This is a genomic window from Polaribacter cellanae (assembly GCF_017569185.1).
GTDB lineage: Bacteria > Bacteroidota > Bacteroidia > Flavobacteriales > Flavobacteriaceae > Polaribacter > Polaribacter cellanae.
The window spans coordinates 786,624-813,333 of sequence record NZ_CP071869.1 but is presented as its reverse complement, the minus strand read 5'-3'; the positions used below and the strand labels follow the sequence as shown (position 1 = coordinate 813,333).

Annotated in this window: 26 protein-coding genes; 12 read left to right on the top strand and 14 right to left on the bottom strand. The window is 29.4% G+C overall.

The genetic code is table 11. The annotated features are described in order from the left end of the window. The first annotated feature begins 47 nt into the window (after positions 1-47). Positions 48-1,139, top strand: coding sequence for a redox-regulated ATPase YchF (ychF, locus tag J3359_RS03770; RefSeq protein ID WP_208079417.1), 1,092 nt, complete (start codon positions 48-50; stop codon positions 1,137-1,139). A gap of 65 nt (positions 1,140-1,204) precedes the next feature. Further along, entirely contained in the window at positions 1,205-2,392 is a 1,188-nt protein-coding gene (locus J3359_RS03765) for a hypothetical protein (RefSeq protein WP_208079416.1), read from the top strand. 84 nt (positions 2,393-2,476) lie between these two features. On the opposite strand, the gene J3359_RS03760 is transcribed toward J3359_RS03765, so the two are convergent. The 7 genes from J3359_RS03760 to gcvT all read right to left on the bottom strand — a co-directional run bounded on the left by J3359_RS03760 (position 2,477) and on the right by gcvT (position 9,204). Beyond that, positions 2,477-3,058 carry an SCO family protein gene (locus J3359_RS03760; RefSeq protein ID WP_208079415.1) on the bottom strand — a complete coding sequence of 194 codons (582 nt, stop codon included), beginning with the start codon at positions 3,056-3,058 and terminating at the stop codon, positions 2,477-2,479. After that, complete coding sequence (locus J3359_RS03755) at positions 3,048-4,187, bottom strand: acyltransferase family protein (protein WP_208079414.1); 1,140 nt, start codon at positions 4,185-4,187, stop codon at positions 3,048-3,050. Before J3359_RS03755 ends, J3359_RS03760 begins: the two co-directional genes overlap by 11 nt. Before the next feature lie 11 nt (positions 4,188-4,198). Next, complete coding sequence (locus J3359_RS03750; RefSeq protein WP_208079413.1) at positions 4,199-5,362, bottom strand: hypothetical protein; 1,164 nt, start codon at positions 5,360-5,362, stop codon at positions 4,199-4,201. A gap of 45 nt (positions 5,363-5,407) precedes the next feature. Further along, the gene (locus tag J3359_RS03745; protein ID WP_208079412.1) at positions 5,408-5,821 is read right to left on the bottom strand and encodes a phosphatase PAP2 family protein; all 414 of its coding nucleotides are present in this window, start codon (positions 5,819-5,821) and stop codon (positions 5,408-5,410) included. 88 nt (positions 5,822-5,909) lie between these two features. After that, complete coding sequence (locus J3359_RS03740) at positions 5,910-6,908, bottom strand: metal-dependent hydrolase (RefSeq protein WP_208079411.1); 999 nt, start codon at positions 6,906-6,908, stop codon at positions 5,910-5,912. 20 nt (positions 6,909-6,928) lie between these two features. Then, entirely contained in the window at positions 6,929-8,065 is a 1,137-nt protein-coding gene (locus tag J3359_RS03735; RefSeq protein ID WP_208079410.1) for an SDR family oxidoreductase, read from the bottom strand. A gap of 53 nt (positions 8,066-8,118) precedes the next feature. After that, on the bottom strand, positions 8,119-9,204 hold the full coding sequence (gene gcvT, locus J3359_RS03730) for a glycine cleavage system aminomethyltransferase GcvT (RefSeq protein WP_208079409.1): 1,086 nt from the start codon (positions 9,202-9,204) through the stop codon (positions 8,119-8,121). A 133-nt stretch (positions 9,205-9,337) separates the two neighbouring features. Here gcvT and J3359_RS03725 point away from each other — a divergent pair, with 133 nt between their 5' ends. Both J3359_RS03725 and J3359_RS03720 read left to right on the top strand, forming a co-directional pair. Then, positions 9,338-9,559 carry a VF530 family protein gene (locus tag J3359_RS03725; protein WP_208079408.1) on the top strand — a complete coding sequence of 74 codons (222 nt, stop codon included), beginning with the start codon at positions 9,338-9,340 and terminating at the stop codon, positions 9,557-9,559. 353 nt (positions 9,560-9,912) lie between these two features. Then, positions 9,913-10,737, top strand: a complete 825-nt coding sequence (locus tag J3359_RS03720) for a class I SAM-dependent methyltransferase (RefSeq protein WP_243765980.1) — start codon at positions 9,913-9,915, stop codon at positions 10,735-10,737. Between the two features lie 67 nt (positions 10,738-10,804). On the opposite strand, the gene J3359_RS03715 is transcribed toward J3359_RS03720, so the two are convergent. The 4 genes from J3359_RS03715 to clpB all read right to left on the bottom strand — a co-directional run bounded on the left by J3359_RS03715 (position 10,805) and on the right by clpB (position 15,171). Continuing rightward, entirely contained in the window at positions 10,805-11,302 is a 498-nt protein-coding gene (locus J3359_RS03715; protein WP_208079407.1) for a phosphoglycerate mutase family protein, read from the bottom strand. A 91-nt stretch (positions 11,303-11,393) separates the two neighbouring features. Beyond that, positions 11,394-11,852, bottom strand: coding sequence for a hypothetical protein (locus tag J3359_RS03710; RefSeq protein WP_208079406.1), 459 nt, complete (start codon positions 11,850-11,852; stop codon positions 11,394-11,396). A 68-nt stretch (positions 11,853-11,920) separates the two neighbouring features. Further along, positions 11,921-12,349, bottom strand: coding sequence for an Hsp20/alpha crystallin family protein (locus tag J3359_RS03705; protein WP_208079405.1), 429 nt, complete (start codon positions 12,347-12,349; stop codon positions 11,921-11,923). A 209-nt stretch (positions 12,350-12,558) separates the two neighbouring features. Then, the gene (gene clpB / locus J3359_RS03700) at positions 12,559-15,171 is read right to left on the bottom strand and encodes an ATP-dependent chaperone ClpB (protein WP_208079404.1); all 2,613 of its coding nucleotides are present in this window, start codon (positions 15,169-15,171) and stop codon (positions 12,559-12,561) included. A 202-nt stretch (positions 15,172-15,373) separates the two neighbouring features. Here clpB and ytxJ point away from each other — a divergent pair, with 202 nt between their 5' ends. The 7 genes from ytxJ to J3359_RS03665 all read left to right on the top strand — a co-directional run bounded on the left by ytxJ (position 15,374) and on the right by J3359_RS03665 (position 23,471). Continuing rightward, positions 15,374-15,775, top strand: a complete 402-nt coding sequence (ytxJ, locus tag J3359_RS03695) for a bacillithiol system redox-active protein YtxJ (RefSeq protein WP_208079403.1) — start codon at positions 15,374-15,376, stop codon at positions 15,773-15,775. A 60-nt stretch (positions 15,776-15,835) separates the two neighbouring features. Further along, positions 15,836-17,386: a DEAD/DEAH box helicase gene (locus J3359_RS03690; RefSeq protein WP_208079402.1), complete on the top strand. Its 1,551-nt coding sequence runs from the start codon at positions 15,836-15,838 to the stop codon at positions 17,384-17,386. Positions 17,387-18,075: 689 nt separating this feature from the next. Further along, entirely contained in the window at positions 18,076-19,467 is a 1,392-nt protein-coding gene (locus tag J3359_RS03685) for a type III PLP-dependent enzyme domain-containing protein (protein ID WP_208079401.1), read from the top strand. 39 nt (positions 19,468-19,506) lie between these two features. After that, positions 19,507-20,451 carry an agmatinase gene (gene speB / locus J3359_RS03680; protein WP_208079400.1) on the top strand — a complete coding sequence of 315 codons (945 nt, stop codon included), beginning with the start codon at positions 19,507-19,509 and terminating at the stop codon, positions 20,449-20,451. Positions 20,452-20,457: 6 nt separating this feature from the next. Next, positions 20,458-21,993, top strand: coding sequence for a bifunctional GNAT family N-acetyltransferase/carbon-nitrogen hydrolase family protein (locus J3359_RS03675; RefSeq protein WP_208079399.1), 1,536 nt, complete (start codon positions 20,458-20,460; stop codon positions 21,991-21,993). Between the two features lie 127 nt (positions 21,994-22,120). After that, positions 22,121-23,089 carry a deoxyhypusine synthase family protein gene (locus tag J3359_RS03670; protein WP_208079398.1) on the top strand — a complete coding sequence of 323 codons (969 nt, stop codon included), beginning with the start codon at positions 22,121-22,123 and terminating at the stop codon, positions 23,087-23,089. Positions 23,090-23,192: 103 nt separating this feature from the next. Continuing rightward, entirely contained in the window at positions 23,193-23,471 is a 279-nt protein-coding gene (locus tag J3359_RS03665; RefSeq protein WP_208079397.1) for a hypothetical protein, read from the top strand. Positions 23,472-23,566: 95 nt separating this feature from the next. On the opposite strand, the gene J3359_RS03660 is transcribed toward J3359_RS03665, so the two are convergent. The 3 genes from J3359_RS03660 to J3359_RS03650 all read right to left on the bottom strand — a co-directional run bounded on the left by J3359_RS03660 (position 23,567) and on the right by J3359_RS03650 (position 25,699). After that, on the bottom strand, positions 23,567-24,307 hold the full coding sequence (locus J3359_RS03660; RefSeq protein ID WP_208079396.1) for a hypothetical protein: 741 nt from the start codon (positions 24,305-24,307) through the stop codon (positions 23,567-23,569). Positions 24,308-24,423: 116 nt separating this feature from the next. Beyond that, positions 24,424-25,086, bottom strand: a complete 663-nt coding sequence (locus J3359_RS03655) for an HAD family hydrolase (protein ID WP_208079395.1) — start codon at positions 25,084-25,086, stop codon at positions 24,424-24,426. Between the two features lie 196 nt (positions 25,087-25,282). Then, positions 25,283-25,699 carry a thiol-disulfide oxidoreductase DCC family protein gene (locus J3359_RS03650; protein ID WP_208079394.1) on the bottom strand — a complete coding sequence of 139 codons (417 nt, stop codon included), beginning with the start codon at positions 25,697-25,699 and terminating at the stop codon, positions 25,283-25,285. A gap of 318 nt (positions 25,700-26,017) precedes the next feature. Between J3359_RS03650 and J3359_RS03645 the strand changes: the two genes are divergently transcribed. Continuing rightward, on the top strand, positions 26,018-26,710 hold the full coding sequence (locus tag J3359_RS03645) for an ABC transporter ATP-binding protein (protein WP_208079393.1): 693 nt from the start codon (positions 26,018-26,020) through the stop codon (positions 26,708-26,710).

The following is a 26,710-nucleotide window of genomic DNA, read 5'->3' as shown; positions in this document are numbered from 1 at the left end:
AACTTAATTTTAAGTAAAACAGACCTTTCGAAGATAATACATATATAATGAAAGCCGGAATTGTAGGATTACCAAACGTTGGAAAATCAACTTTATTTAACTGTTTATCAAATGCAAAAGCACAAAGTGCCAACTTTCCTTTTTGTACGATAGAACCTAATTTAGGAGTTGTAAATGTACCAGATAAAAGAATAGAAAAACTAGAAGAATTGGTAAATCCAGAACGTGTTTTACCTGCAACTGTAGAGATTGTAGATATTGCTGGTTTGGTAAAAGGAGCAAGTAAAGGAGAAGGATTGGGAAACCAATTTTTGGCAAATATTCGTGAAACTGATGCCATTTTACATGTGGTAAGATGTTTCGATAACGACAATATTATTCATGTAGATAATTCAATAGACCCAGTTAGAGACAAAGAAACGATTGATATTGAGTTGCAACTAAAAGATTTAGAAACGGTTCAAAAAAGATTAGAAAGAGTAAAAAGAACTGCAAAAACAGGAAATAAAGAAGCACAAGCAGAATTAGTTGTTTTATTAAAAGTTGAAGAAACTTTATTAAAAGGACAATCTGTAAGGACTTTAGATTTTTCTGAAAAAGAATTAGAATTTGTAGAACCTTTACAATTTATTACTTTAAAACCAGTTTTATATGTTTGTAATGTTGATGAAAAATCTGCAGTTTCTGGAAACAATTATGTAGAAAAAGTAAGAGAAGCTGTAAAAGATGAAAATGCGGAAGTTATTGTGTTGGCAGTAGGTACAGAAGCAGATATTACAGAGTTAGACGATTATGAAGAGCGTCAAATGTTTTTGGCAGACATTGGTTTAGAAGAAGCTGGAGTTTCACGTTTGGTACGTTCTGCATACAAATTATTAAATTTACAAACCTATTTTACTGCAGGTGTAAAAGAAGTAAGAGCTTGGACCATTCCTATTGGAGCAACTGCACCACAAGCAGCAGGCGTTATTCATACAGATTTCGAAAAAGGCTTTATTAGAGCCGAAACTATTTCTTACGAAGATTATGTTACTTATGGTTCGGAAGCAAAAGTGAAAGAAGCTGGTAAAATGAGAGTAGAAGGGAAAGAATATATTGTAAAAGATGGAGATGTAATGCATTTCCGTTTTAATGTATAAAAAAATATTGAAGGAAGCCAAATATGGCACATTAATTGAAAACGAATTGTTTAAACATTTTAATTATGAAGAAAATTATATTTTTAACAACATTTGTTTTTTTACTAATTTCTTGTGGAGGAGTAAAAAAAACACAAAAAGCTGTTGCTAGTGGAAATTATGATAAAGGCATTGATTTAGCAATAAGTAAACTTCAAAAAAATAAAACAAAAAAAAGCAACCAGCCTTATATTTTAATTTTAGAAGAAGCTTTTGCCAAAGCAACATCTAGAGATTTGGCAAGAATTTCCTATTTAAAGAAAGATAATAATCCAGAAAATATAGAAACTGTTTACGAATTATACGAAAACCTAAAAAGAAGACAAGAAATTTTAAAACCATTGTTGCCATTAAGAATTTTAGAAGAAAATAGAAATGCAAATTTTCAATTTAAAAATTACGACGATTATATTATAGCTACCAAAGAAAAACTATCGGACTATTTATACGCAAAAGCCAAAAAATACTTTAATGCAGATAATAAATTCGATTATAGAAACGCCTATTCAGATTTAGAATATATAGAAAGAATAAATCCTAATTTTAAAGATGTAAGAAGGTTAATGAATATATCGCGTGAAAGAGGTTTAGATTTTGTGTTTGTTTCTATGAAAAATAAAACACAAAAAGTTGTACCAAAAAGACTCGAAGAAGATTTATTAAATTTTAATACCTATGGTTTAAACGATTTATGGACTGTATATCATAGCACAAAAGACAAAAAAATAAACTATGATTTTGGTTTAGAATTAAACCTAAGAAATATTCAAGTTTCTCCAGAACAAGTAAGAGAAAAAGAATTTGTTAAAGAAAAAGAGGTAAAAGATGGTACAAAATATCTTTTAGATAAAAATGGAGATCAAGTATTAGACAAAAATGGTAAAAAAATTAAAGTAGATAAACTTGTAAAAGTACGTTGTGAGCTGTATCAATTTACACAATTTAAATCGGCAAAAGTAACAGGGCAAGTAAAATATATAGATTTTAAATCGAAACAGGTTATAGATACTTATCCTATTACCAGCGAGTTTGTTTTTCAGCATATTTATGCAAATTACAAAGGCGATAAAAGAGCTTTAGAATCTTCTTTTTTAGATTTAATTCGCTTAAAAGTAGTTCCTTTTCCTAGTAACGAACAAATGATTTATGATACAGGTAGAGACTTGAAACAAAAATTAAAATCTATCATAACCAACAATAAGTTTAGAAGCTAAATTTAACTTAACAACTTTAATTAAATCCCAATCAAATTTTATTGATTTGGGATTTTTTTTACCCAAAATTTGTTTTATCTAAATTTACTCTTTTAAGAGAATAAGAATATCTTCCTTTAAAAAAGTCAAATCGTCTTTATCTAAAGAATTATACAGTCCCCTAATTTGCATTTTTTTGTCCAATAAAATTACATAACTGGTGTGATATAAAATTTCATTATCTTTATTGCTAATAGAACTTAAATAATATGTTGCTATTTTTGAAAGTTCTTTTTGTGTACCTCTTAAAAATATTCTATTTGTACTTTTTGTACGGTCGTAATATTCTTTTAAAACAGGAATCGTATCATTCTCAGGGTCAATGGTGAAAGAGATAAATTTTACATCAGCATTGTTTTCAGCCAAATCATTTAAAGGAATTTCCATCATTGGGCAAATTGTTTTACAGGTTGTAAAGAAAAAGTTTACCAGATGCACATTTCCCTTTAGAGAATAAAAATCAAAGGCTTCATTAAATTGATTTCTAAACTGAAAAGCATCGATTTCGGCTTTATGAATATTGAATGTATTACTAATTATAGGAACTTTTTTCGAAGAATTTTCACAAGAAAAAAACATCAAAATAAAAAATATAAAAATTAATTTAAAGCCGATTTTAAAGCTCATTAGAATATTTTTTGGAATTATTTTCTCTTAAATCTGTCATTGGTTTTTCGAAAAAACGATACAAAACATAAGATAAAATTAATGTAATTAAAAGATATATAAAACAATAGAATACAATACTGTTTGTTGATAAATTTTCAACAGGATAATAATGTTTCATTAAATGTAAAACAACGGAATTATGCAGTAAATAAATAGCATAAGAAGTAATACTTATAAAAGAGATGGGGTTTAAAATCCATTTTGTAGCTGTTTTTATTTTTGTAAAATAAGGAATCATAAATGCAATTGATATCGAAATTATTGGTAAATAAAGTACATTCCAGAAAAATAAATTATCGGTAAAATTTAAAATTCCAATAGCAATTAAAGTATGAATAACTCCAAGAACTAAAAATCCAAATATTAAAAAAATATTAGAAAATTGATACCATTTTTCTTTTTTAGTTATATAAAAGTAAGAAGCTAAAACACCATAAAAAATAGCATCAATTCTATAAATTACAGTAGTTCTAAGGTTGATGTTCCAAAAAACAACACTCTCGTTTTCCAACGAAAAATGATAAACTACTTTTGATACAAAAAACAGCAATAGCAAAAGTAAAATACAATTTCTAAATTGTATAATTTTTAGAGTTTTTAATTTTAAAAATGATAAAAGAAGTAAAGAAAAAGGCAATAATAAATACGTAAATTCTTCTATGGATAAACTCCAAGATTCCATAAAAAAGGGAGGTAATTCAGAAGAAAAATTATGTAAAAAGAAAAAATATTTCCAAAGAGAATTTGGTAATTCTTGTTGAATTAATTTAGAAATAAAAATGTTAATAATTAAAATAAGAAAGTAATTTGGTAACGTTCTAAACCATCTTCTTTTCCAGAAATATTTTACGGAGTTAAAATTATAATTATCTTTTAAAAAATCATTCAATAGAATCTTACCAATTAAAAAACCGCTTAAAACAAAGAAAATTTCGACTCCCAGAACTCCAAAAATACTTAAAACTTGTTCTATTATTTTAGGAAGATTGGGCATAATCCATCTCATGTGAGAAAATACGACCAACAAAATTGCAGTTGCTCTTACAATGTCTAATCCAAAAATTCGGTGGGTATAATTTATTTTCAAATTAGAAATTATTAAATTTCTGACTTTAATTTCTCGTCAAACTCTTTGTCGTAAAAATATACGAAGAAACTTCCCATCATATCTATTTCTTCTTTGGTTGTATTATTTACAGTCAGTTTCATTTTATATTTATGGTCTGGATATAAAACAACACCTTCTTCAGAAGAAAAAGAGGTAATATTTTTTATACCTTTTTTATGCTGTGCATTTGTAATTATCGATTCGAAAATAACTGTATTTGTTGTGGCATCTACCAAAGCTAAATTTGTTGCATAAGGATGTACATGAACATTTATATAATGCATGGTTTCTTCTTTATTAAGTGCCAATAAATTGGTTACATCACTAGAGTAAATGTGTTTTCCAACAGGAACTTTCCAAAAAGCAGTAATGTTTTCGCCTTTTTCATTCACGCTTTCGTGTCTGGAGTTGCTATTGGCACCAGCACAAACAACGTACTCTGGTAAATTGTCAATCGAAGTTTTAAATTGTGGTTTTGCTTCGTCTTTATAAGGCAAGGTTAAAACCAAATATTTCATATATAATGGTTTTATAGTCTTCGGATTTTCTTTGGAATAATGTATTTTAAAGTTGTAATTTACATTAAACCAATCATTTTTATCATTTAAATTTAAAGCCTGAGAACCCAATAATATTTTTTCATTAGAATAGACAGGATATCCAAAACCTTTTGGAAACTTAACATTTAAACCACCAGTGGTTAAGGTAATTAATTGCGATTCTTTTTGCGCGCCAATTCTGTCTTGAAAACCCATTCTCGAAAAATGTTCTACAGTACTATGATATAAGTTTACGTGACAAATAAAATCGTTAGAATTTCCTTTTTTATTATTGGTACTGTTTGCTTTTGCCTCAAATTGATGAATCCAATAAAGAGCATCTTCATTTTTATTTAGCATTGTTTTTTTATAGGTATATGGACCTTCCATGGAAGAATATACATCGTCGATTAATAAAGTTGGCGAATCGAAATTCGCGATATATTCGTTCTCCTTTTTCTTTATATTGATGTTCCAATCGGATTCTAAAATTCCTAAATTATGATAAACGAAATGCTTTATTTTATTTTTCTGAAGTTTTGTTGCTGAAAAATAAAAAATAGACCCACCTAAAATTAGAAAAAGAACACTAAAAATGGAGATTTTTTTTATCATTGAATTATCATTAAATAATTAGTATCAAAAGTATTGATTTTCAATTTAATAAAAAAGAAAGGAAGTGTCATAAAAATTTTGCTCTATAATTGGCTGAAAAGAAATAGATTCATTTTTCTTTTTATGTAGTTCAGAAATATAATAACCTGCCAAAGCTCCTAAAGTGTATCCTAACATAACATCCGTTAAAAAATGTTGGCCAGCTTGCATTCGAAAATAACTAACTGCTGCAGGTAAAATTGTGGCTTCTGCATAAACATAAGGTATTGCATGTGAATCTGGAATAAAATCTTGATACACTTTTGAAGAAAAAAACGTGGCAGTTGTAGCTGTAGCAACATGTCCAGAATAAAAAATCTTGTGGCTGTAATACTTTTTCGTTGTTCTAAAGGCACATTTTTTAATAAGTATAAGGTCGGCTTCTGTTAAATAAACCTGCTGTAATAATAAACAATGCAACTGTGTTTGCCAAACTTTCTATATAAATTCTGAATAATTGCCCAGAATGATTTTGTGTTTTCTTGTCTAATAATAAGGCAAGAGAGTTTTAATTCCCTTTTATTCTTTTCCATAAATCGGATAACAATTTTTTGCCTTCACTTTTATCTTTAGGTATTTCAACAAAAAAAGGAGTTCCATTTTTATCGACAGTAATTTTATACTTAAAAACAAAATTGGTTGCATTTGGTTTTATACTTAATGTACCAAAGCGTAAATCGTTATAATAAAGCGTATTATTTACTTTATTAATCGTGTACCAACCTTTAGAAATCGCAATCATTCTTTTCATTTTAGGATGATTTTTCAACTCACCTAACAACTCATGATTTTTAGGATATTTAGAGAACTGAATTGGATTCTTATCTAAAAAAGAGGAATAACCTATTAAAAAAGCATCTTTAGTTTCGATATTTGCAGTCCATAAAATAGTATTTAATGGAGCAGGTTTTGTTTCAATATTAAGATACGTAATGTTTTTAGAAACAAGTTCTTTCGTGAATTTTTGATATGAAACTCCTTTCAAAATTAAAGTTAGAATTAAATAAGAGCTACTAACTATCAACCCTAAATTATTGTACAAACGTCTTTTTTTCGAATCCTTTTTTTGAAGCATTGCCAAAATCAAAAAAACTAAAAACGGAATTGTGTATAAAGGATCAATAACAAACACATTTTTAAATGCCAATCGAATATCTAAAGGCCAAAATAATTGTGTTCCCCAAGTGGTTTGGGCGTCTAAAATAGGATGCGTTACAAAAGCCAAAAAGAATAACAGTGTCCAGTTTTTGAAGTTTTTATACTTTTCATATTTTATAACAATAAAAGCAAAAAGTGGAGCAAAGAGTACAGAAAATAAGATCGAATGCGTAAAACCTCTATGGATTTCTAAAGCTGTAACAGTGTCTGTAAAGTAAGAGGAAATAATATCTAAATCTGGAATTGTACCAGCAATTGCGCCATACAACATCGCTTTATTTCCTATTTTTCTCCCTAGAACAGTCTCGCCAACTGCAGCTCCTAAAACAATTTGAGTTAACGAATCCAATTTTTTTCTATTTTTTAATTTTAGTAACTTTTTACAAAGTTTTTCTCAACCGAAAAATTAATTAAATTCATAAAATTTTTATGAACACCTAAATTAACCTCTATTTTTAATTGATGTATTAACTTTTTTAATTGATGTATTAACTTTAAAATTAAGTCTGGTTTGTATTGTAAATCTGGTATAGAAATATATTTCTCGAAAATATCGCCGAGAGTTTTATAATATAAGTTTTCAAAGGCATTTAGGTTTTCTGGTTTTTCGTGAACATATTTATAAGAGTTAATATTAAAAGATTCTAAAACATCGCCAACATAATTTTTATGAAGTATTTGTGTTGGGTTGATAATGTTTAATTCTTTGATCTTAGGGTTTAAAAAAGCATGTAAAACGGCTTTCGACACAAAGTCTACAGGAACGATGTTTAAACCACTTTTTTTATCGATCCAAATTCTAAAATTTTCGATAGATTTATTGGCATATTTGGCTAAAAACATTGGCCAAGCATAAAAAACATCAAACTTTGGGGTTTCAAAAAACGGTTTGTCTATTAAACGTCCACAAATAATGCTAGGTCTTAATATTTGAGATTGTATGTTTCTAGATAAACAGGTTTCTTTTACAAATTTTTCGCTCTCATATTTAGATTTTTCATACGGATTTCTAAATTCGTTAACATCGTAGTTTTCAATTTGATCATTTACTTTTTCATTTTGAATTCCAAAAGAATAAGCTGTACTTATATAAAGAAACCGATTAACTTTTTCTGGTAAATTACCTAAAAGATGTTTTGTAACTAAATAATTTTGAGTGTGAACGATTTCTTTAGAATCGTTTGTATTTAATAAACTTGTAGAACCTGCACAGTGTATAACAGTATCGAAATTATATTTCTCTAAAGTGTTTTTTGTGATGTTGGTTAAATCGTTAGAAATAACTGTTATTTTTTCTAAACAAGCTTCTAAAGTAAAATCATTTAAAAAATTAGGGCGAGAAGCGTCGTTTAAAATAGCTTTTAAACGTTGTTTTGCAGGTTTTTTATTATCTCTAATAATTACAAAAAGATGATTTACAGATTTTTCGACTATCGATTTATGTAGCCATTCAAAAAGAATATGACTTCCTAAAATTCCAGTGCCACCAGTTAATAAACAATTCATATTTTTTTTAAAATAAAAACCTCATAAAAAGTGAGGCTTTAAATGTTTTTAATTTATTTTTTATAAAAAGGCAACTTAACAATAGTTGCAGGAATTGCTTTTTTACGCACCTGAATATGTATTTGTGTGCCCGATTTTGCAAAAAGCCTAGGAACATAACCCATTCCAATTCCTTTTTGTAAACAAGGACTCATGGTTCCAGAAGTTACGTTTCCTATTACATTTCCATTTCCATCTACAATATCGTAACCTTGTCTTGGAATGCCTCTTTCGTCTAATTCGAAAGCTACCAAACGTCTTTCTGGTTTGTGTTCTTTTTCTTTGGCTAAAGCTTCATGATTTACAAAATCTTTGGTAAACTTAGTAATCCAACCTAAACCAGCTTCAATTGGCGAAGTTGTATCGTCAATATCATTTCCATACAAACAATAGCCCATTTCTAAACGCAATGTATCTCTTGCAGCCAAACCAATGGGTTTAATTCCAAAATCTGCACCTGCTTCAAAAACTTTATTCCAAATTTGTTCCACTTCAGTATTTTTACAATAAATCTCAAAACCTCCAGAACCAGTATATCCAGTTGCAGAAATAATTACATTTTCAATTCCAGCAAAATCTCCTAGTTTAAATTTATAAAAAGGAATATCTGCCAAATCTAAAGAAGACAAAGATTGCATTGCATCAATTGCTTTTGGGCCTTGAATTGCCAATAAAGAGTAATCTTCCGATAAATCTTTTAAATCTGCTTTAAATTCTTCGTTATACGAAGAAATCCAGTTCCAATCTTTTTCGATATTAGAAGCATTCACGACCAATAAATAAGTGTTTTCCTTAATTCTGTAACAAATTAAATCGTCTACAATTCCGTTTTCAGTATTTGGAAAACAGCTATATTGTGCGTCTCCAATTGCTAATTTAGAAGCGTCATTAGAAGTTACTTTTTGTATTAAGGCCAAAGCATTTTCTCCAGAAACTAAAAATTCTCCCATGTGACTTACATCAAAAACCCCCACAGATTCTCTTACTGTTAAATGCTCTGCTGTAACACCTTCGTACTGAACTGGCATGTTGTAACCAGCAAAAGGAACCATTTTTGCTCCTAAACTTTCGTGAATTGAATGTAATGCAATATTTTTCATTGATAGATTTCTTAAATTTTCAGCTAAATTATTGAAAAATTCGCAATTATCAAGCACTAATTTTTTGTTAATATTCTAAACTTGAAAAATAAATAATAGTACTTTTGATAAAACAATTTATAATCAATAAATAATGAGCAAAGAGCAACCTAATAATCCACTTCACGGAATAAAATTGGCAACAATTTTAGAACAACTTTTTAAAGAATATGGTTGGGAAGAATTAGGCGATATTTTAAATATAAAAGCTTTTAAAAATAACCCAACTTATAAATCGAGTTTAAAATTTCTTCGAACGACACCTTGGGCAAGACAAAAAGTAGAGAAGTTTTACGAAAAGAATATGCTTAATTAGTTTTTTTTTTGGAGCTATTTCCAGCTTTACACACTCGCTTTTTTTTTATGCTGAATTTATTTCAACATCTTTCATTTTTAAAAAGTAAGTGAATTAAAGTAACAGATATTAAATCGAGTTCAGCATAAAAAAAGAGCTCAAACAAATGCTTCAATCTGGGCATAAAAAATAGCCCCAATAAAATTGAGGCTACACAAGGTAAACTTCCAGTGAATGATCACAGTATGTTTCCTCTCTGTTAAATCAAAAATAATAAAAAATTATAGAATAAAATTAGGAATTAAAGATAGTACCTAGACCTGTTTGCTAACAAATAAAACAAATAGAATATTAAATACATTTTGTAAAATTAAATGATATCTAAAAAACAACTCATCACCACAGAATTAGAAGATTTTTACAACAAAGCCTCAGAAGAAACACGTTTAGAGAGTGGAATGGGTTTTTTTGAGTTTGAACGTATTAAATCTCTAATTAAAAGACATATTTCTAAACCAAAGACAACTATAATAGATGTTGGTGGAGGCACTGGGAAATACTCTGAATGGTTGGCTGAAAATGGGCACAATGTTCATTTGATAGAACCTGTAGAAAAACACATAAAATTAGCGCAAAAAAGAGCCAATAAATCAAAAAACAAATTCTCTGTAACATTAGGAGAATCTCGCAATTTAGAAATCGAAAACGAAGTGGCAGATTTGGTTATTTTGCATGGTCCTTTGTACCACCTTCAGCAAAAAGAAGATCGTTTGCAAACGATAAATGAAGCAAAAAGAGTCTTAAAAAAAGGTGGACTTATTTTAGGTTTTGCCATTAATTCATCAGCATCTACTGTTGCAGGTTTAATGCAAGGTTTGGTGCATAAAAAGCCATTTTTAGAAATGTGTAAAACCGAATTAACTTCAGGAATTCATAACCCACCAAAAGAATTTCCTTGGTTATTAGCAGACGGGTTTTACCACAAACCAAAACAGTTAAAAAAGGAATTTACGTCTCAAAATTTAGAAATTATCAACCTTTTTGCAGTAGAAGGTATAATTTGGTTAGACAATGAATATTTTGCAAATATGCTAAATCCAAAGAAAAAAGAAACTTTATTAACATTATTAAAAATTACAGAATTAGACGAATCTGTTTTAGCTTTTAGCCCACATATGATGTTGGTTGCAAGAAAGTAGCTGTTTTTCTAAAAGGTTTCAAAAACTTCCTGCAAGGTTTCAAAAACTTTGTAGGTATAAAATATAACTAATTTACTTTCTTAACTTTACTCGTTTTTTTATCACCAGAAATAGTTACAACAAACAAACTTGCGTTGTCATTATCATCTAAATCTTTGTAATTTTTCTTACCTAAAATTTTGTTTACAAAAGCAGGAGTTGTGTTGCTGTGTCCAACTACTAAAACTGTTTTTCCTTTGGTTTCTTTTTCGAACTCTGCATTAAACATGTTTCTTGGATTGTAGCTTTTAATGTTTAAATCTTTGCTTTTTGCTGTAGGAGCAGCAGTTTGCATCGTTCTATTATAATTAGTAGAATATACAGCGTCTAAATGGATATTGTTAAAATAAGCAGCCCATTTTACAGCTCTTTCTTTTCCATCTTCATTTAAATCGGGGTTTCTATTTGTCTTATCTGTTCTGTTTTTTTCTGCATGACGAATTAAATAATAGGTGGTTGTTTCTTGAGAATTACAAAAGCTTAATAATGCAAAAGAAAATACAAATAGTAGTAAGATTTTTTTCATTATAATTAATTTAGGTATACGAATATAATTAAAAAAGAAAAGCTTTCTAAAATTACTATTTAAAGTATTTTTTAGAAAGCTCTTATTTAATTTAAAGTTGCTTTAAATTTTTCTGTTTTTTATAATAGCTATTTTTTAAAGAATCCATTCTTTTTAGCATTTTATCTATCTTTTTTTGATGATTTTTAAAATGGTTTTTAAAAAAATCATCTGTATAAAAATTAGGCTCTTTAAATGGAGAATTTCCAAAGAAATCATTTATAAAAATAGAATCTAAAGGACTGCTAAGTTTATGGTTGAAATTGGATTTAAATTTCTTGTAAAAATTTTTTTCTAGTAAAGAGTCTCCCTTAATATTCGAATAAAAATAAGTGTAGGTAGAATCTAAACTTATTAAATTACCATTTTCGTCATATTCTTTATGAACTTGGACATTTGTTTTGGGTTTAATGGTGTCTTTTTCGACCTCACCATTATTTTTCTGTTTTGTATTTTGACTTTGACAATTAAAAAAGGTTAAAGTTAAAATACATAAAATTACTTTTTTCATGACTTTACAATTTTAAATAAACAAAGGCTGTTGAAGAACAGCCTTTGTATTAAATTAGTTTTTAAAAATTAGTGAACTTCAATTAATTTTGCAGGCTTTGGCTTTGCTTCTTCCAATTTCGGGATTGTAATTCTTAACTCACCATTTTTATAGTTTGCCTTTATTTTATCGCTATCTACAACTCCTTTTGGAAGTGTAAAGCTTCTCCTGAAAGACATATAACTGTATTCTTTTCTTGTGTAATTATCATCAGTTTTTTCGTTTTCTGTCTTTTTTTCTGATGAAATTGTTAACACATCATTGTCTAAATCTATCTTAAAGTCTTTTTTATCCATTCCTGGCACAGCTACATCTACAACAAAATCATTTTCACTTTCTCTAATGTTTACAGCTGGTAATGTAGTGTTCGTGTCAGAAAAATTAGTCGAAGACCAATCTCTAAAAAAGTCGTTAAAGACATTTGGTAAAACCGGAAAATCTGTTTTTTTTAATAACATAATTTACATTTTTTAAAAGTTAAACATTTATTTTTTTAATACATAAAAAGCAAATAAAATGCCAAAATAAAGAGTGTGACAATTTTTCAATAAAAATGAAAAATTGTCATACTATTCTAACTGTTAGCTGTTTATGTTAAAAAAAAGGCGATTCAACTTTCGTTAAACTGCCTTTTCTAAATTAACCAAAAACTATTTTTAAATTTGTTTTATGATAGTTTGTCTACCAAATCTGACTGATTTCTAAAAACCAATTTATCATCAAAAGAATCTAATAAAATAATACTATCTGTTGTTATTTTTCCAGAGAGAATTTCTTTTGAAAGTTCATTTAAAACTTCTTTTTGAATAACTCTTTTTACTGGTCTTGCACCAAATTCTGGCTGATAGCCTTTTTTCGCCAAATATTTAATTGCATCATCTGTTGCGTCTAATGTAATTTCTTGTTTGCCAATTACTTTCTTTAAATGCTCGATTTGTAGTTTTACAATTTCGAAGATATTCTTTTCAGTTAAAGGTGTAAACATAATTACATCATCAATTCTGTTTAAAAATTCTGGTCTTACAGATTGTTTTAGCAATCCTAAAACTTCAATTTTTGCCACCTGTGTAATTGCTTCTAAATCGGCTTTTGGGTCAGAAAATTTTTCCTGAATAATATGACTTCCCATATTCGAGGTCATAATAATTATGGTGTTTTTAAAATCTGCAACACGTCCTTTATTATCCGTTAATCTTCCTTCATCTAAAACTTGTAAAAGAATATTAAAAGTATCTGGATGCGCTTTTTCAATTTCATCTAAAAGCACCACAGAATAAGGTCTTCTACGAACAGCTTCTGTTAATTGTCCACCTTCATCATACCCCACATAACCTGGAGGAGCACCCACCAATCTACTTACAGAATGGCGTTCTTGGTATTCGCTCATATCTATCCTTGTCATTGCATTTTCATCATCAAACAAATATTCTGCCAACGCTTTTGCCAATTCAGTTTTACCAACTCCAGTGGTTCCTAAAAATAAGAAACTACCAATTGGTTTGTTCGGATTTTGCAAACCTGCTCTCGAACGTCTTACAGCATCTGAAACTGCAACAATTGCTTCTTCTTGCCCAACAACACGTTTGTGTAATTGGTCTTCTAATCTCAGTAGTTTCTCACGTTCCGATTGTATCATTTTCGTTACAGGAATTCCAGTCCATTTTGCAACTACTTCTGCAATATCATCTAAAGTAACTTCCTCTTTTATTAAAGATTTTTCATTTTTATTTTCACTTAAAACTTTTTGAAGTTCCTCTAACTTTTCTTGAGCTTGCTTAATTTTTCCATATCTAATTTCTGCAACTTTTCCATAATCTCCTTCACGTTCTGCTTTTTCTGCTTCAATTTTAAAGTTTTCGATATTCGATTTTGCATTTTGGATATTATCGACAACTTCTTTTTCTGATTTCCACTTTGCATTAATCTCGTTTCGTTCTTCTTTTAAATTGGCTAAATCAGAGCGTAAAGATTTTAATTTCGTTTCGTCTTTTTCACGTTTAATGGCTTCAATTTCAATCTCTAACTGCATTACTTTTCGGTCTAAAACATCTAATTCTTCTGGCTTCGAATTTATTTCCATACGTAATTTCGATGCAGCTTCGTCCATTAAATCAATCGCTTTATCTGGTAAAAAACGATTGGTAATATAACGTTGAGACAATTCTACAGCACCAATAATTGCTTCGTCTTTAATACGGACTTTGTGGTGAGTTTCGTACTTTTCCTTAATTCCTCTTAAAATAGAAATCGCACTTTCTGTATCTGGTTCCTCTACTTGCACTTTTTGGAAACGTCTTTCTAAAGCTTTGTCTTTCTCGAAATATTTCTGATATTCATCTAACGTAGTTGCTCCAATGGCACGCAATTCTCCACGAGCCAAAGCAGGTTTTAGGATATTTGCAGCGTCCATAGCTCCTTGACCACCTCCAGCACCAACCAAAGTGTGAATTTCATCAATAAAAAGTACAATATCTCCATTTGCATTGGTAACTTCTTTAATAACGGCTTTTAAACGTTCTTCGAATTCTCCTTTGTATTTTGCGCCCGCAATTAAAGCACCCATATCTAAAGAAAAAATTAATTTGTCTTTTAGATTTTCTGGAACATCTCCATCTACAATTCTGTGAGCTAAACCTTCTGCAATTGCGGTTTTACCAGTTCCTGGTTCACCTACTAAAATTGGATTGTTTTTTGTTCTTCTGGATAAAATTTGCAATAGCCTTCGAATTTCTTCATCTCTACCAATTACTGGGTCTAATTTTCCATCTTGGGCTAATTGGTTTAGGTTTTTTGCAAACTTATTTAAAGAATTATAGGTTTCTTCTTGAGATTGCGAGGTTACTCTTTCTCCTTTTCTTAGCTCTTCAATGGCCGCTTTTAAATGTTTTTCTGTAACACCTTGGTCTTTTAAAACCTGTGCAATGTTGCTTTTTGATTTAAAAATTGCTAACACTAAATGTTCGATAGATACATAATCATCTTTCATGTTTTTTGCAATTACAGATGCTTCTGTAAGCGTTTTGCTAGCTTCTCTCGAAATCATTAATTCTGCTCCAGTAACTTTAGGTAAACTTTCTAATTGTTTGTCTAAAATTTGGTTTACAACATTTAAATTGATGTTTAATTTCTTCAATAAAAAGGGCAACACATTTTCATCTACTTGTGTTAAAGCTTTAAAAATATGCTCGTTTTCTATTTGATTATGACCAAAGCCTTGCGCAATTTGTTGCGCCATTTGTATGGTCTCTTGCGATTTTGTTGTATAATTATTAAAGTTCATATTTTATGTTTTAAGCAAGGGAGCATGCTCCCTTGTTGTTGTTTGTTTAATTTATTTTTACAACCGATTAAAAGCAAATTCAGTACCAAATAAATTTATCAGAAAAAAGACGTCAAAATGTCGCTAAAAGCACTGTAAATACTGACTTTTTGTCAATTGAAAGTTTCTTATATTTGTGCCGACAAAGAGCAAAAAACGTAAAATGAGCATATTTAACAATATATTTGGAAGTAAAAGTAGTAAGGAATTAAAACCAGAAAAAAAGACATATTTAAATTGGATTTCATTAACTTCTTTAGAGCAATTAGAAACTATAAAAAAGGAATCTGAAACAGAATCTGTTTTAATTTTTAAGCATTCTACCAGATGTGGAATTAGTAGTATGGTTATAAAACAGTTCGAAAAGTTGTTTTCGGAAGAACATAAAAATTTAAAAGTGTATTATTTAGACTTGTTAAATTACAGAGATATTTCTGATGAAGTAGGATATAGCTTCCAAGTAATGCACCAATCTCCACAATTAATTGTGGTTAGAAATGGCGTTTCTGTATACGATGCTTCACATTATGAAATCACTCAAACTGACTTATCGAGATTTATGTAGTTAAAATTTGGGTAAAACCTATAATAAGTCTTATTTTTGTCTCTCTAAATTTTTAAACTTTTGGCAGAAACAAACACTTCGCAAACAATTATAGGTAAAGAATTATACGGATATCAAAAGGATGCACTTCAAGAGATTTTTAATCGCTTCGAAACTGCACCACAAGACTATCATTTATTATATCAATTACCAACTGGAGGTGGAAAAACGGTAATTTTCTCTGAAATTGTTAGACGTTATATCGAAACTTTTAAAAAGAAGGTTTTAGTTTTAACACACAGAATTGAGCTAAGCAAACAAACGTCTAAAATGTTAGACGAGTTTGGTGTTGATAATAAAATAATAAATAGTACTGCAAAATTAGACGATCAAAACGAGTACATGTGTTTTGTGGCGATGGTTGAAACCTTAAAAAATAGGTTGAATGATGATAAATTAGATATTTCGGATATCGGTTTAGTAATTGTAGATGAGGCACATTACAACTCTTTTACGAAAATATTCAAGTTTTTCGACCAATCTTTTATCCTTGGTGTAACAGCAACTCCTTTAAGCTCTAACATTAAACTGCCAATGTATGAGAATTATCAAGAATTGTATGTTGGGGAGCCAATTCATCAATTAATTGAAAGTGGTTATTTAGCACAAGCGAATATGTATTCTTACAATGTTGGTTTAACTTCGTTGGAAGTTGGTGCTAATGGAGATTATACTGTAAAATCTTCCGAAGATTTGTATATGAATACAGACATGCTTACCAAATTGGTAAGTGCGTACGAAGAAACTGCAAAGGGCAAAAAAACGTTGATTTTTAACAACGGTATTAACACATCAATCCAAGTTTTTCATGCATTTAAAAAAGCAGGATATCCAATTGCACATTTAGACAATACAAATACAAAAAAGGAACGTGAGCTTATTTTACGATGGTTTCACAAAACGCCAAATGCAATTATAACTTCTGTAAGTATTTTAACAACTGGTTTCGATGAACCAAGTATAGAGGCTATTATCTTAAACAGAGCAACAAAATCGTTGACGTTATATTATCAAATGATTGGACGTGGATCTCGTATTTTCGGAGAAAAAGACACGTTTGATGTGATAGATTTAGGAAACAATTTCCACAGATTTGGTCCTTGGGGCGCAGATTTAGACTGGCAAAAAATGTTTAGAGCGCCAGATTATTACTTAGATGCCATTCTTTCTGATGAAGAAATAGAAAGCACATTTAGATACGAGTTACCAGCAGATGTAAAGAAAGAATTTGCGAATTCTAAAGATACCTATTTCGATATGAAAAATGTGTATATAGAAACAATAAGAGCAGGAGAATCTTCGAAAAGAGTACTAGAAAAATCGATTGTACACCATGCAAAAATGTGTATAGAAAACAGTGAAGATGTTTTTGATGCGTTAATTCTTGCCAAGAAATTAGGGGAGGAGATTGACGATAGAATTAATAGATATGCAAAATGTATTTCTAAAAGTACACACAACTTTGTAACGTGGTTAAAAGACGATTATAGAAAGAAATTAAATGCTTATTTACGAGAAAATTTCGATGAAGACTTTGAGAAAATTCATGGGCATCCACCAATTGAAGAATAAAATAATAAATTAAAAGCGCTGAATTTTCAGCGCTTTTTTTATGCTTAATAATTGCGTTTATGTAATTGAAGAGTGTTTTGTTTTTTATTATCGGCTTTAGCCAAAATATGGTTTGTTAAAGCCAACTGCCTGTAATTTATTTATAATATCCAGCTAAAGCTATATGTAATTTACAAGGTTTTATTTTACATCATAAGATTAGGCAATTATAGATTTTTATTTATTTTGATGTAAAAAAGTTGTTTTTAAGCAGAATTTAGAAAACTTATAAAGCTTATTTTCTAACTAATTCTTAAATATGATACTTTTAAAATAACTCAAGTACTTATATAAAAGGGAAATATTACAGCTAAAAATATTATCTCTTTTTTTATACTTTTGTTTTTTATATTAAAAAATAATATACATTTGCTGTACTTATTTAAGTAAAATGTTTAGTTTTTCTTATTTCGGAAGTAATATTCAATTGGAGAATATGTATTACAATGCATTTTGGAAATGCAACCGAAAAATTAAGGTTTCTCCTTCTTTTTATCTAAAAGAAATTATGCAATGCTTCGCAAAGTTGCATGTTGTTTACATGAAATTTATACAGTGATAATCTTTTCTTAATGACGAAGATTTTTTATGTGCTAAAATTTTTATAATTTTAAGCATCAACAACATTTGTATAATATTTAAAACACATTGTGAACACAAAATACGCAGATTTAGTAGATCAAACATTCCACTTTCCTCAAGAGGAATTTAAAACAGAAAACAACAAATTATTTTGGCATGGTATTAATTTAATGGAATTGATTGAGGAATATGATTCTCCATTAAAATTTACTTACCTACCCAAAATATCGGAAAATATAAACAAAGCAAAAAACTGGTTTAAAAACAGCTTCGAAAAACACGATTATAAAGGAAAATACTTTTATAGTTATTGTACGAAAAGTGCCCATTTTAAGCACATTTTACAAGAAGCTTTAAAAAATGACATTCATATTGAAACATCATCGGCTTTTGATATTGATATCGTAAAAAGCTTAAAGAAAGAAGGCAAAATAAAAGACGATACGTTTGTTATTTGTAACGGGTTTAAAAGAGACCAATACATAAAAAATATTGGTGAACTAATTGAATCTGAACATAAAAACTGTATTCCTATTATCGATAATTATGAGGAATTGCCTTTAATTCAAAAAGAAACAAAAAAGAAGTTTAAAGTTGGTATTCGAATTGCTTCTGAAGAAGAGCCTAAATTCGAATTTTATACTTCAAGATTAGGAATTGGATATAAAAACATTGTTTCTTTTTACGAGCGTGAAATTGCTGATAATACCCAAGTAGATTTAAAAATGCTTCACTTTTTTATCAATACTGGTATTAAAGACAATGCTTATTATTGGAACGAATTAATGAAATGCTTAAATGTGTACATCAACCTGAAAAAGGTGTGTCCTACTTTAGACAGTTTAAATATTGGTGGTGGTTTTCCTATAAAAAACTCATTGGCTTTTGAGTATGATTATCAATATATGATTGATGAAATTACCAATCAAATTAAACAAGCCTGTGATGAAGCAGGAGTAGATGTGCCAAATATTTTTACAGAATTTGGTAGTTTTACAGTGGGTGAATCTGGATCATCTATTTACAAAGTTTTATATCAGAAAAAACAAAACGATAGAGAACGTTGGAACATGATAAACTCTTCATTTATAACAACTTTACCAGATTCTTGGGCAATTAATAAACGTTTTATTATGTTGCCATTAAATAAATGGAACATGAAATACGAACGTGTTTTATTAGGTGGTTTAACTTGCGATAGTGACGATTATTACAATTCCGAACAACACGTAAACGGAATTTATTTACCCGTTTACGAAAAAGAAAAACCTTTGTATATTGGTTTTTTTAACACAGGAGCGTACCAAGAAACTATTGGAGGTTTTGGTGGATTGCAACACTGTTTAATTCCGACTCCAAAACATTTAATTATCGATAGAGATAAAGATGGAAATTTGGATATTAAAGTATTTAAAGAACAACAAAAAAGTAGCGAATTATTATCAATATTAGGGTATTAACACAACAAGGGGTTTAAACCCTTTGCAACAAAAAATAAAATGAACACAAACAACACATATGCAGGAATTCCAAACGAGTTTGGAAACCTGTCAACATCAAAAATAGTAATTATCCCAGTTCCTTATGATGGAACAAGTACTTGGCAAAAAGGTGCAGACAAAGGCCCAAAAGCCTTTTTAGAAGCTTCAGAAAATATGGAATTGTATGACATAGAAACAGATTCTGAAGTGTATAAAGAAGGTGTTTTCTTGGCAGAAGAAATTACAGAAAATTCTTCTCCAGAAGCAATGGTAGAAGCTGTGCATCAAGAAACGAAAAAGTACATCAACAGAAATAAATTTGTAACTGTTTTTGGTGGAGAACATTCAGTTTCTATTGGAACTATTAGAGCTTTTAACGAATGTTTTAGCGATTTAACAGTTTTACATATAGATGCACATGCAGATTTGCGTAAAGAATATGAAGGTTCTTCTTGCAATCACGCTTGTGCAGTTTACGAAGCGAATCAGCATACAAATTTAGTTCAGGTTGGCATTAGAAGTATGGATATTTCTGAAAAAAGAAGCATGAATTTAGAGAAAGTTTTCTTTGCACATGACATGGCTGTAAACGAAGATTGGATGGACGATGTTGTAGATCAATTGACTAAAAACGTGTTTATTACGTTCGATTTAGATGCGTTAGATCCTTCCATAATGCCAAGTACAGGAACTCCAGAACCAGGAGGAATGTTTTATTATGAAACTTTAGAGTTTTTAAAAGCTGTATTCGAGCAAAAAAATGTTGTTGGTTTCGATATGGTAGAATTATGTCCGAATGACAATGAAAAATCATCAGACTTTTTAGCAGCAAAATTATTCTATAAAATGTTGAGTTATAAATTTGCTTCAAACGACGATACGTATGATGTTGGAGAAGATCTTTCGGATAACAATCCTTTCAGCAAATTATCGAAATTTAAAGATGATATTGACGATTTTTAAATAAATATGAAAATCGAAAACATAGAAAATATAGAATTACAGTATTTAACAATTGAAGATTATCAAGAATTAAAACAAGCAATGATAGAGGTGTATACCAATATGCAAAGTACTTATTGGGAGGAACCTCAAATTAAAACTTTAATAGATAAGTTTCCTGAAGGTCAGGTGGTTATAAAAATTAATGGAGCGCTTGCAGGCTGTGCTTTGTCTTTAAGAGTCGATTACGATAAATTCGACGACCATCATACCTACCAAGACATTACTGGTAATTTTACCTTTAGTACACACAGTAATTTTGGAAATGTTTTGTATGGAATAGATGTTTTTATAAAACCAGAATATAGAGGTTTACGATTAGGACGAAGATTGTATGATTACCGAAAAGAATTATGCGAAAAACTGAATTTAAGAGGCATTGCCTTTGGTGGAAGAATTCCGAATTATCATAAATATGCAACGCAAATTTCACCAAAAGAATACATAGAAAAGGTAAAGCGTAAAGAAATTCACGATCCTGTTTTAAACTTTCAAATATCTAATGATTTTCATCCATCGAAAGTAATGAAAGGATATATAGAAGGAGATGCAGAGTCGAACGATTTTGCGGTTTTATTGGAGTGGGATAATGTGTATTACAAAAAAGAAACTGCAAAAGCGGTTATTAAAAAGAAAGTAGTTCGTTTAGGGTTAATTCAGTGGCAAATGCGTTTGTACAAAGATTTGGAAGAATTAATGCAACAAGCAGAATATTTTGTGGATGCAGTTTCTGCTTACAGAGCTGACTTTGCGTTGTTTCCAGAGTTTTTTAATGCGCCTTTAATGGCAGACAATAATCATTTGCCAGAATCGCAAGCCATTAGAGAATTGGCTAAATATACACCAGTAATTGTTCAGAAATTTTCTGAATTGGCAATCTCGTACAACATCAATATAATTACAGGAAGTTTTCCAGAATTAAAAGACGGAATGTTATACAATGTTGGCTATTTATGCAAAAGAGATGGCTCTACAGAAAGGTATGAGAAATTACACGTAACTCCAGATGAAGCAAAAGTTTGGGGGATGCAAGGAGGGAATGAATTAAAAACTTTCGATACAGATTGTGGAAAAATTGGAGTTTTAATTTGTTACGATTCCGAATTTCCTGAATTGAGTAGAATTTTGGCAGCAGAAGGTATGGATATTTTGTTTATTCCGTTTTTAACAGACACCCAAAATGGCTATTCTAGAGTTAGGCATTGTGCCCAAGCAAGAGCGATAGAAAACGAATGTTATGTAGCAATTGCTGGTAGCGTTGGAAATTTACCGAAAGTGAATAATATGGACATTCAGTTTGCGCAATCGATGGTTTTTACACCTTGCGATTTTTCATTTCCCGCAAACGGAATTAAAGCAGAAGCAACTACAAATACAGAAATGATTTTAATTGCGGATGTAGATTTAGATTTGTTAAAAGATTTGAATCAATTTGGAAGTGTACGAAATTTAAAAGACAGAAGAACAGATGTTTACGAAGTAAAGAAACTTCAGAAAAAATAATTAAAAATTAATTTTAGATATTAAATAAAATTATTATTGATAACTATTAGTGTCAGTTCGAGTGATTTTTCCTTTTTGAAAAATCGTATCGAGAACATTTTAAAGAATATCATAAAAAAATATAAAAATGAGCAAATCAATTACAAATTTTATAGAAAAATACTTCTTACACTTTAATGCAGCAGCTTTAGTGGATGCAGCAAAAGGTTATGAAGCACAATTAAACAAAGGATCTAAAATGTTAGTTTCTTTAGCAGGCGCAATGAGTACAGCAGAATTAGGAAAGATTTTTGCTGAAATGATTCGCCAAGATAAAGTGCAAATTGTTTCTTGTACAGGTGCCAATTTAGAAGAAGATGTTATGAATTTAGTAGCACATTCTCACTATAAAAGAGTACCAAACTACAGAGATTTAACACCACAAGACGAGTGGGATTTGTTAGAAAAAGGTTTAAACAGAGTTACAGATACCTGTATTCCTGAAGAAGAAGCATTTAGAAGAATTCAAGAACATATTGTAAAAATATGGAAAGATGCAGAAGCAAAAGGAGAGCGTTATTTGCCACATGAATACATGTATAAATTATTACTTTCTGGAGTTTTAGAGCAATATTACGAGATAGATATTAAAGATTCTTGGATGTATGCAGCAGCAGAAAAAAACTTACCAATTATCTGTCCAGGTTGGGAAGATTCTACCATGGGTAATATTTTCGCTTCTTATGTTTTAAAAGGAGAGTTAAAGGCAAGCACTGTAAAATCTGGTATAGAATATATGACCTTTTTAGCAGATTGGTACACCGATAATTCTAAAAATGGAATTGGCTTTTTCCAAATAGGAGGAGGAATTGCAGGAGATTTTCCTATTTGTGTGGTGCCAATGTTGTACCAAGATATGGAAAAGCCAGAAACACCATTTTGGAGTTATTTTTGTCAGATATCCGATTCTACTACAAGTTATGGTTCGTATTCAGGAGCAGTTCCTAACGAGAAAATTACTTGGGGGAAACTAGATATCGATACACCAAAGTTTATTATAGAAAGTGATGCAACCATTGTTGCACCTCTTATTTTCGCTTATTTATTAGAAATGTAACACGTTTGTCATTTCGAGCGCAGTCGAGAAATCTTTGATTTTAATTCGGAATTTTAATTAGACCTTTCAACTGTACTCAAAGTGGTAAAAAATATTAAAAAAAATGAAAAGAGTAATCGTAGAATACGCAAAACTAACCAAAGACATATTAGATATGTTAATTGACAAATATCCTGATGGTTATGATTATACAGATGTAATTTCCTTTAAAAACGCCAAAGGAGACACTATAAAAGCAGTAGAAGTAAAAACGGAAGACACTGTTTATTTGGTTAAAATTAGTGATCGTCTAGAAAATGCCATGGAAGAATATGCAGAAGATGAGGAGTTTTTCGATGATAATGACGATTTTGATGCCAATGATTTGGAAGAAGAAGATTAGTACACTCATTGATTTATAAAATATAAAAGTCTCTTTTCTTAACGGAAAAGGGATTTTTTTTCGTTAACTTGCTTATATATGTTGTAGCGAATTTTTTATGCATAACTGTAAATGTTTATTTTTTCACAATCGTGTTCGTTTCCGTAAATAAATAATGGTTTTTTAATATTCAAGTCGCTGAATAATTCCACTTGATTTTGTTCAAAAGCTTTATTCAGCAATAAATAGGTTTTATAGATGTATGAATTTCTCAAATTTTGATAAAAATCTGTTTCAAAAATGTCATCAAATATTTCAGCTTCTTCCAAATATTTTTCTAATTTTATTAAGTTACTCCAGACTTTAGAATAATCAACACGCCCTAAAATCTCAAAAAAGTCCTTTTTATAATTGAAATCAAAGTATTCAGGTTTTTTTAAAATTGGATATTTACCTTCTCCAAATCCACTTATCCAAGCATAAGGCTCAAAATTATAAGTAAGAATGATTATTTGAATCTTTGAGCCTTCAATTTTTCTAATTCCTTTTTTGATTTTTTCAAATGATACTATTAGGTCTTTCGAAAAACTATTAATAATTTCATTTTCATTAATATTTAATTCAATTGTTTTTTCATAACATTCAAGAAGTTTTGTGTTTTTTTTAGCTCTTTCAAAATTTGCAATTATAAATTTGTCGTAAAGTTTAACTGTCTTTTGTTCGTTAATGCTAAAAGTATCTGGATTTTCTGTTTTTAATAAGTCTATCCATTGAGAAAGTGAAGCGTGTTCAATTTCTCTATAATTATTTAGAAACAGACTTTCTAAATTTGAAATTATTGTTTGATTTAGGCTCATTCTTAAATTGGCTAGTGCTCTAAAGATAAGGTAAGTTTTAATTAACTTTATGTTGAGTTAGCGAAGTTATATTTTTTAAAGTAGAAAATCAACAATTAAAACACCTGTTTTTTTTTCTAAACAAACTTTTTTAACTCCAAAAAATCAGCAATCACAGCATCTGCATTTTCTAAAGTTTGTTTTTCTGAAAGTTTATTTGCATAGCCAAAAACAAAAATATTAGCATCGTTTGCTGCTTTTATTCCATTGTCGGAATCTTCGATAACAATACAATTTTCTTTTGGTATGTTGGCTAAAATAGCTGCTTTGTTAAAAATTTCTGGATGTGGTTTCGACTCTTTTAAATCTGCACCCGATATTTTCGCAGAAAAATATTGATTCAAATCAAAACGATTAAAAACACGATTTATATTAACCATTGCAGAAGAAGAGGCCAATATTAAAATGATTCCTTTTTCGTAGAAATATTTTATAATTTCTTCCACATTTCTTACCAAATGCAAATTCGGATCGTTTTCAAAGAAATTTATATAGCGTTTTCTTTTGTCTAAAACGAGTTCTTCAGGATTTTCATCTAAATTAAAATGAGCCACCAATCTTTGAAAAGCATTAATGGTAGAAGAACCTGTAAAAGATTTGTACAATGCATCAGAAACCTCTAAACTTAAAGAAACAAAGGTTTCGTAATACGCTTTTTTGTGAATTTCTTCGGAATCTATAATTACGCCATCCATATCAAAAATAACACACTTTATTTCTTTTGGTAGTTTTCTCTTCATTTTTTACTTTCTTGCTATTTTATCACATAGAAAATAGAAAACATAGTTTTTGGTTTTGTAATCTAAAGTCTTGTGTTTTTTTTGTCTTACGTCTTACGTCTTACGTTATTTCTATCATTTTGCTTGCACTAAAAACTCAAATATTTTCATACCTAAAAATTATAATTGCTTAATACTTTGTACCCAATACTTAATTCTATGCTAAAAATTTCGCTTTTAATTCTGGAGTAGGCATCATGCAACTTTCTTTCTTGCCAAACCATTTGTAACGGTTTTTGGCAATATAATCGTAAACAAAATTTCTAAAACCCTCAGGAAAAATCCATAAGAGTTTTGTTAGGTTCCAAATGCCACCAAAATCATTTATCACTTTTAAAGCGGCAGTCGATTTTACATCGTAAGAAACATTAGGTTCGTATAAAATAATAGAATCAATTTTTGTAGTATCAATTCCTAAGTAATTGGTAATTTTTTTTCCAGAATCCGATTGTAAAGAAGCGAATAAAAAAGTATCTTTTTTGTCGTGTTTAATCGCTTTTATTACAGAATTATTACACAAATTACAAACGCCATCAAACAAAATTACTTTCTTATTTTTAGGGATATCAATCATTTAATCAAACAAAATTAAGTTCGTTACAAAGATACTTCAACTTTTTTTAAAAGGGAAAGAATTCTTAGAAGAGGCGCTTTTAAATTTCCTATAAAATTTTTATTTTCTTTTCAAGAAAATCTAAATAAAGTTTTATGTTATCTAACGTGTTAAAATTATATTCTAGAGACATATTAAAATAAAAAAAGCTTTATTTCTTGTAACAATATTTAATTTAAAGCGTCTTATGTTTGTATTTGATGCAATATTAGCTTTTAACAAAAAATTAGTAATTGCTGTGTATGGCTTTAGGTACATTCGTGATAAAATAACCAACTGATGATTAAAATTGAAGAACTGCACAAGTCTTATCCGATTGGAAAAGATTCTCTACACGTATTAAAAGGAATAGATTTACACATAAAAGAAGGCGAATTTGTTTCTATTATGGGTTCTTCTGGTTCAGGAAAATCTACACTATTAAATATTGTAGGTTTATTGGATGTTCATGACGCAGGTAATTACTACTTAAATGGACAGCTAATAAAAGATATGAATGAGAAAAAAGCAGCGCAATTGCGTAACAAATTCTTAGGGTTTATCTTTCAATCATTCAACCTTATTTCTTACAAAACAGCTGTAGAAAATGTTGCTTTACCTTTATATTATAAAGGAATTAGCAGAAAAGAGCGTTTAGAAATTGCCTTAGATTATTTAGATAAAGTAGGTTTAAAAGATTGGGCGGGTCACTTACCAAACGAACTTTCTGGAGGTCAAAAACAACGTGTTGCCATTGCAAGAGCTTTGGTTACAAAACCAAAAGTTGTTTTGGCAGATGAGCCAACAGGAGCATTAGATTCTACCACAACAGACTCTGTAATGGATTTGTTAAAAGATATTAACGACGAAGGAATGACGGTTTTCGTAATTACACACGAAGAAGAAGTTGCAGAACAAACGAAAAGAATTGTTCGTTTAAAAGATGGTAGAATTATTAGCGACGAATTCACAAAAGCATCTAAAGCAGTTTAA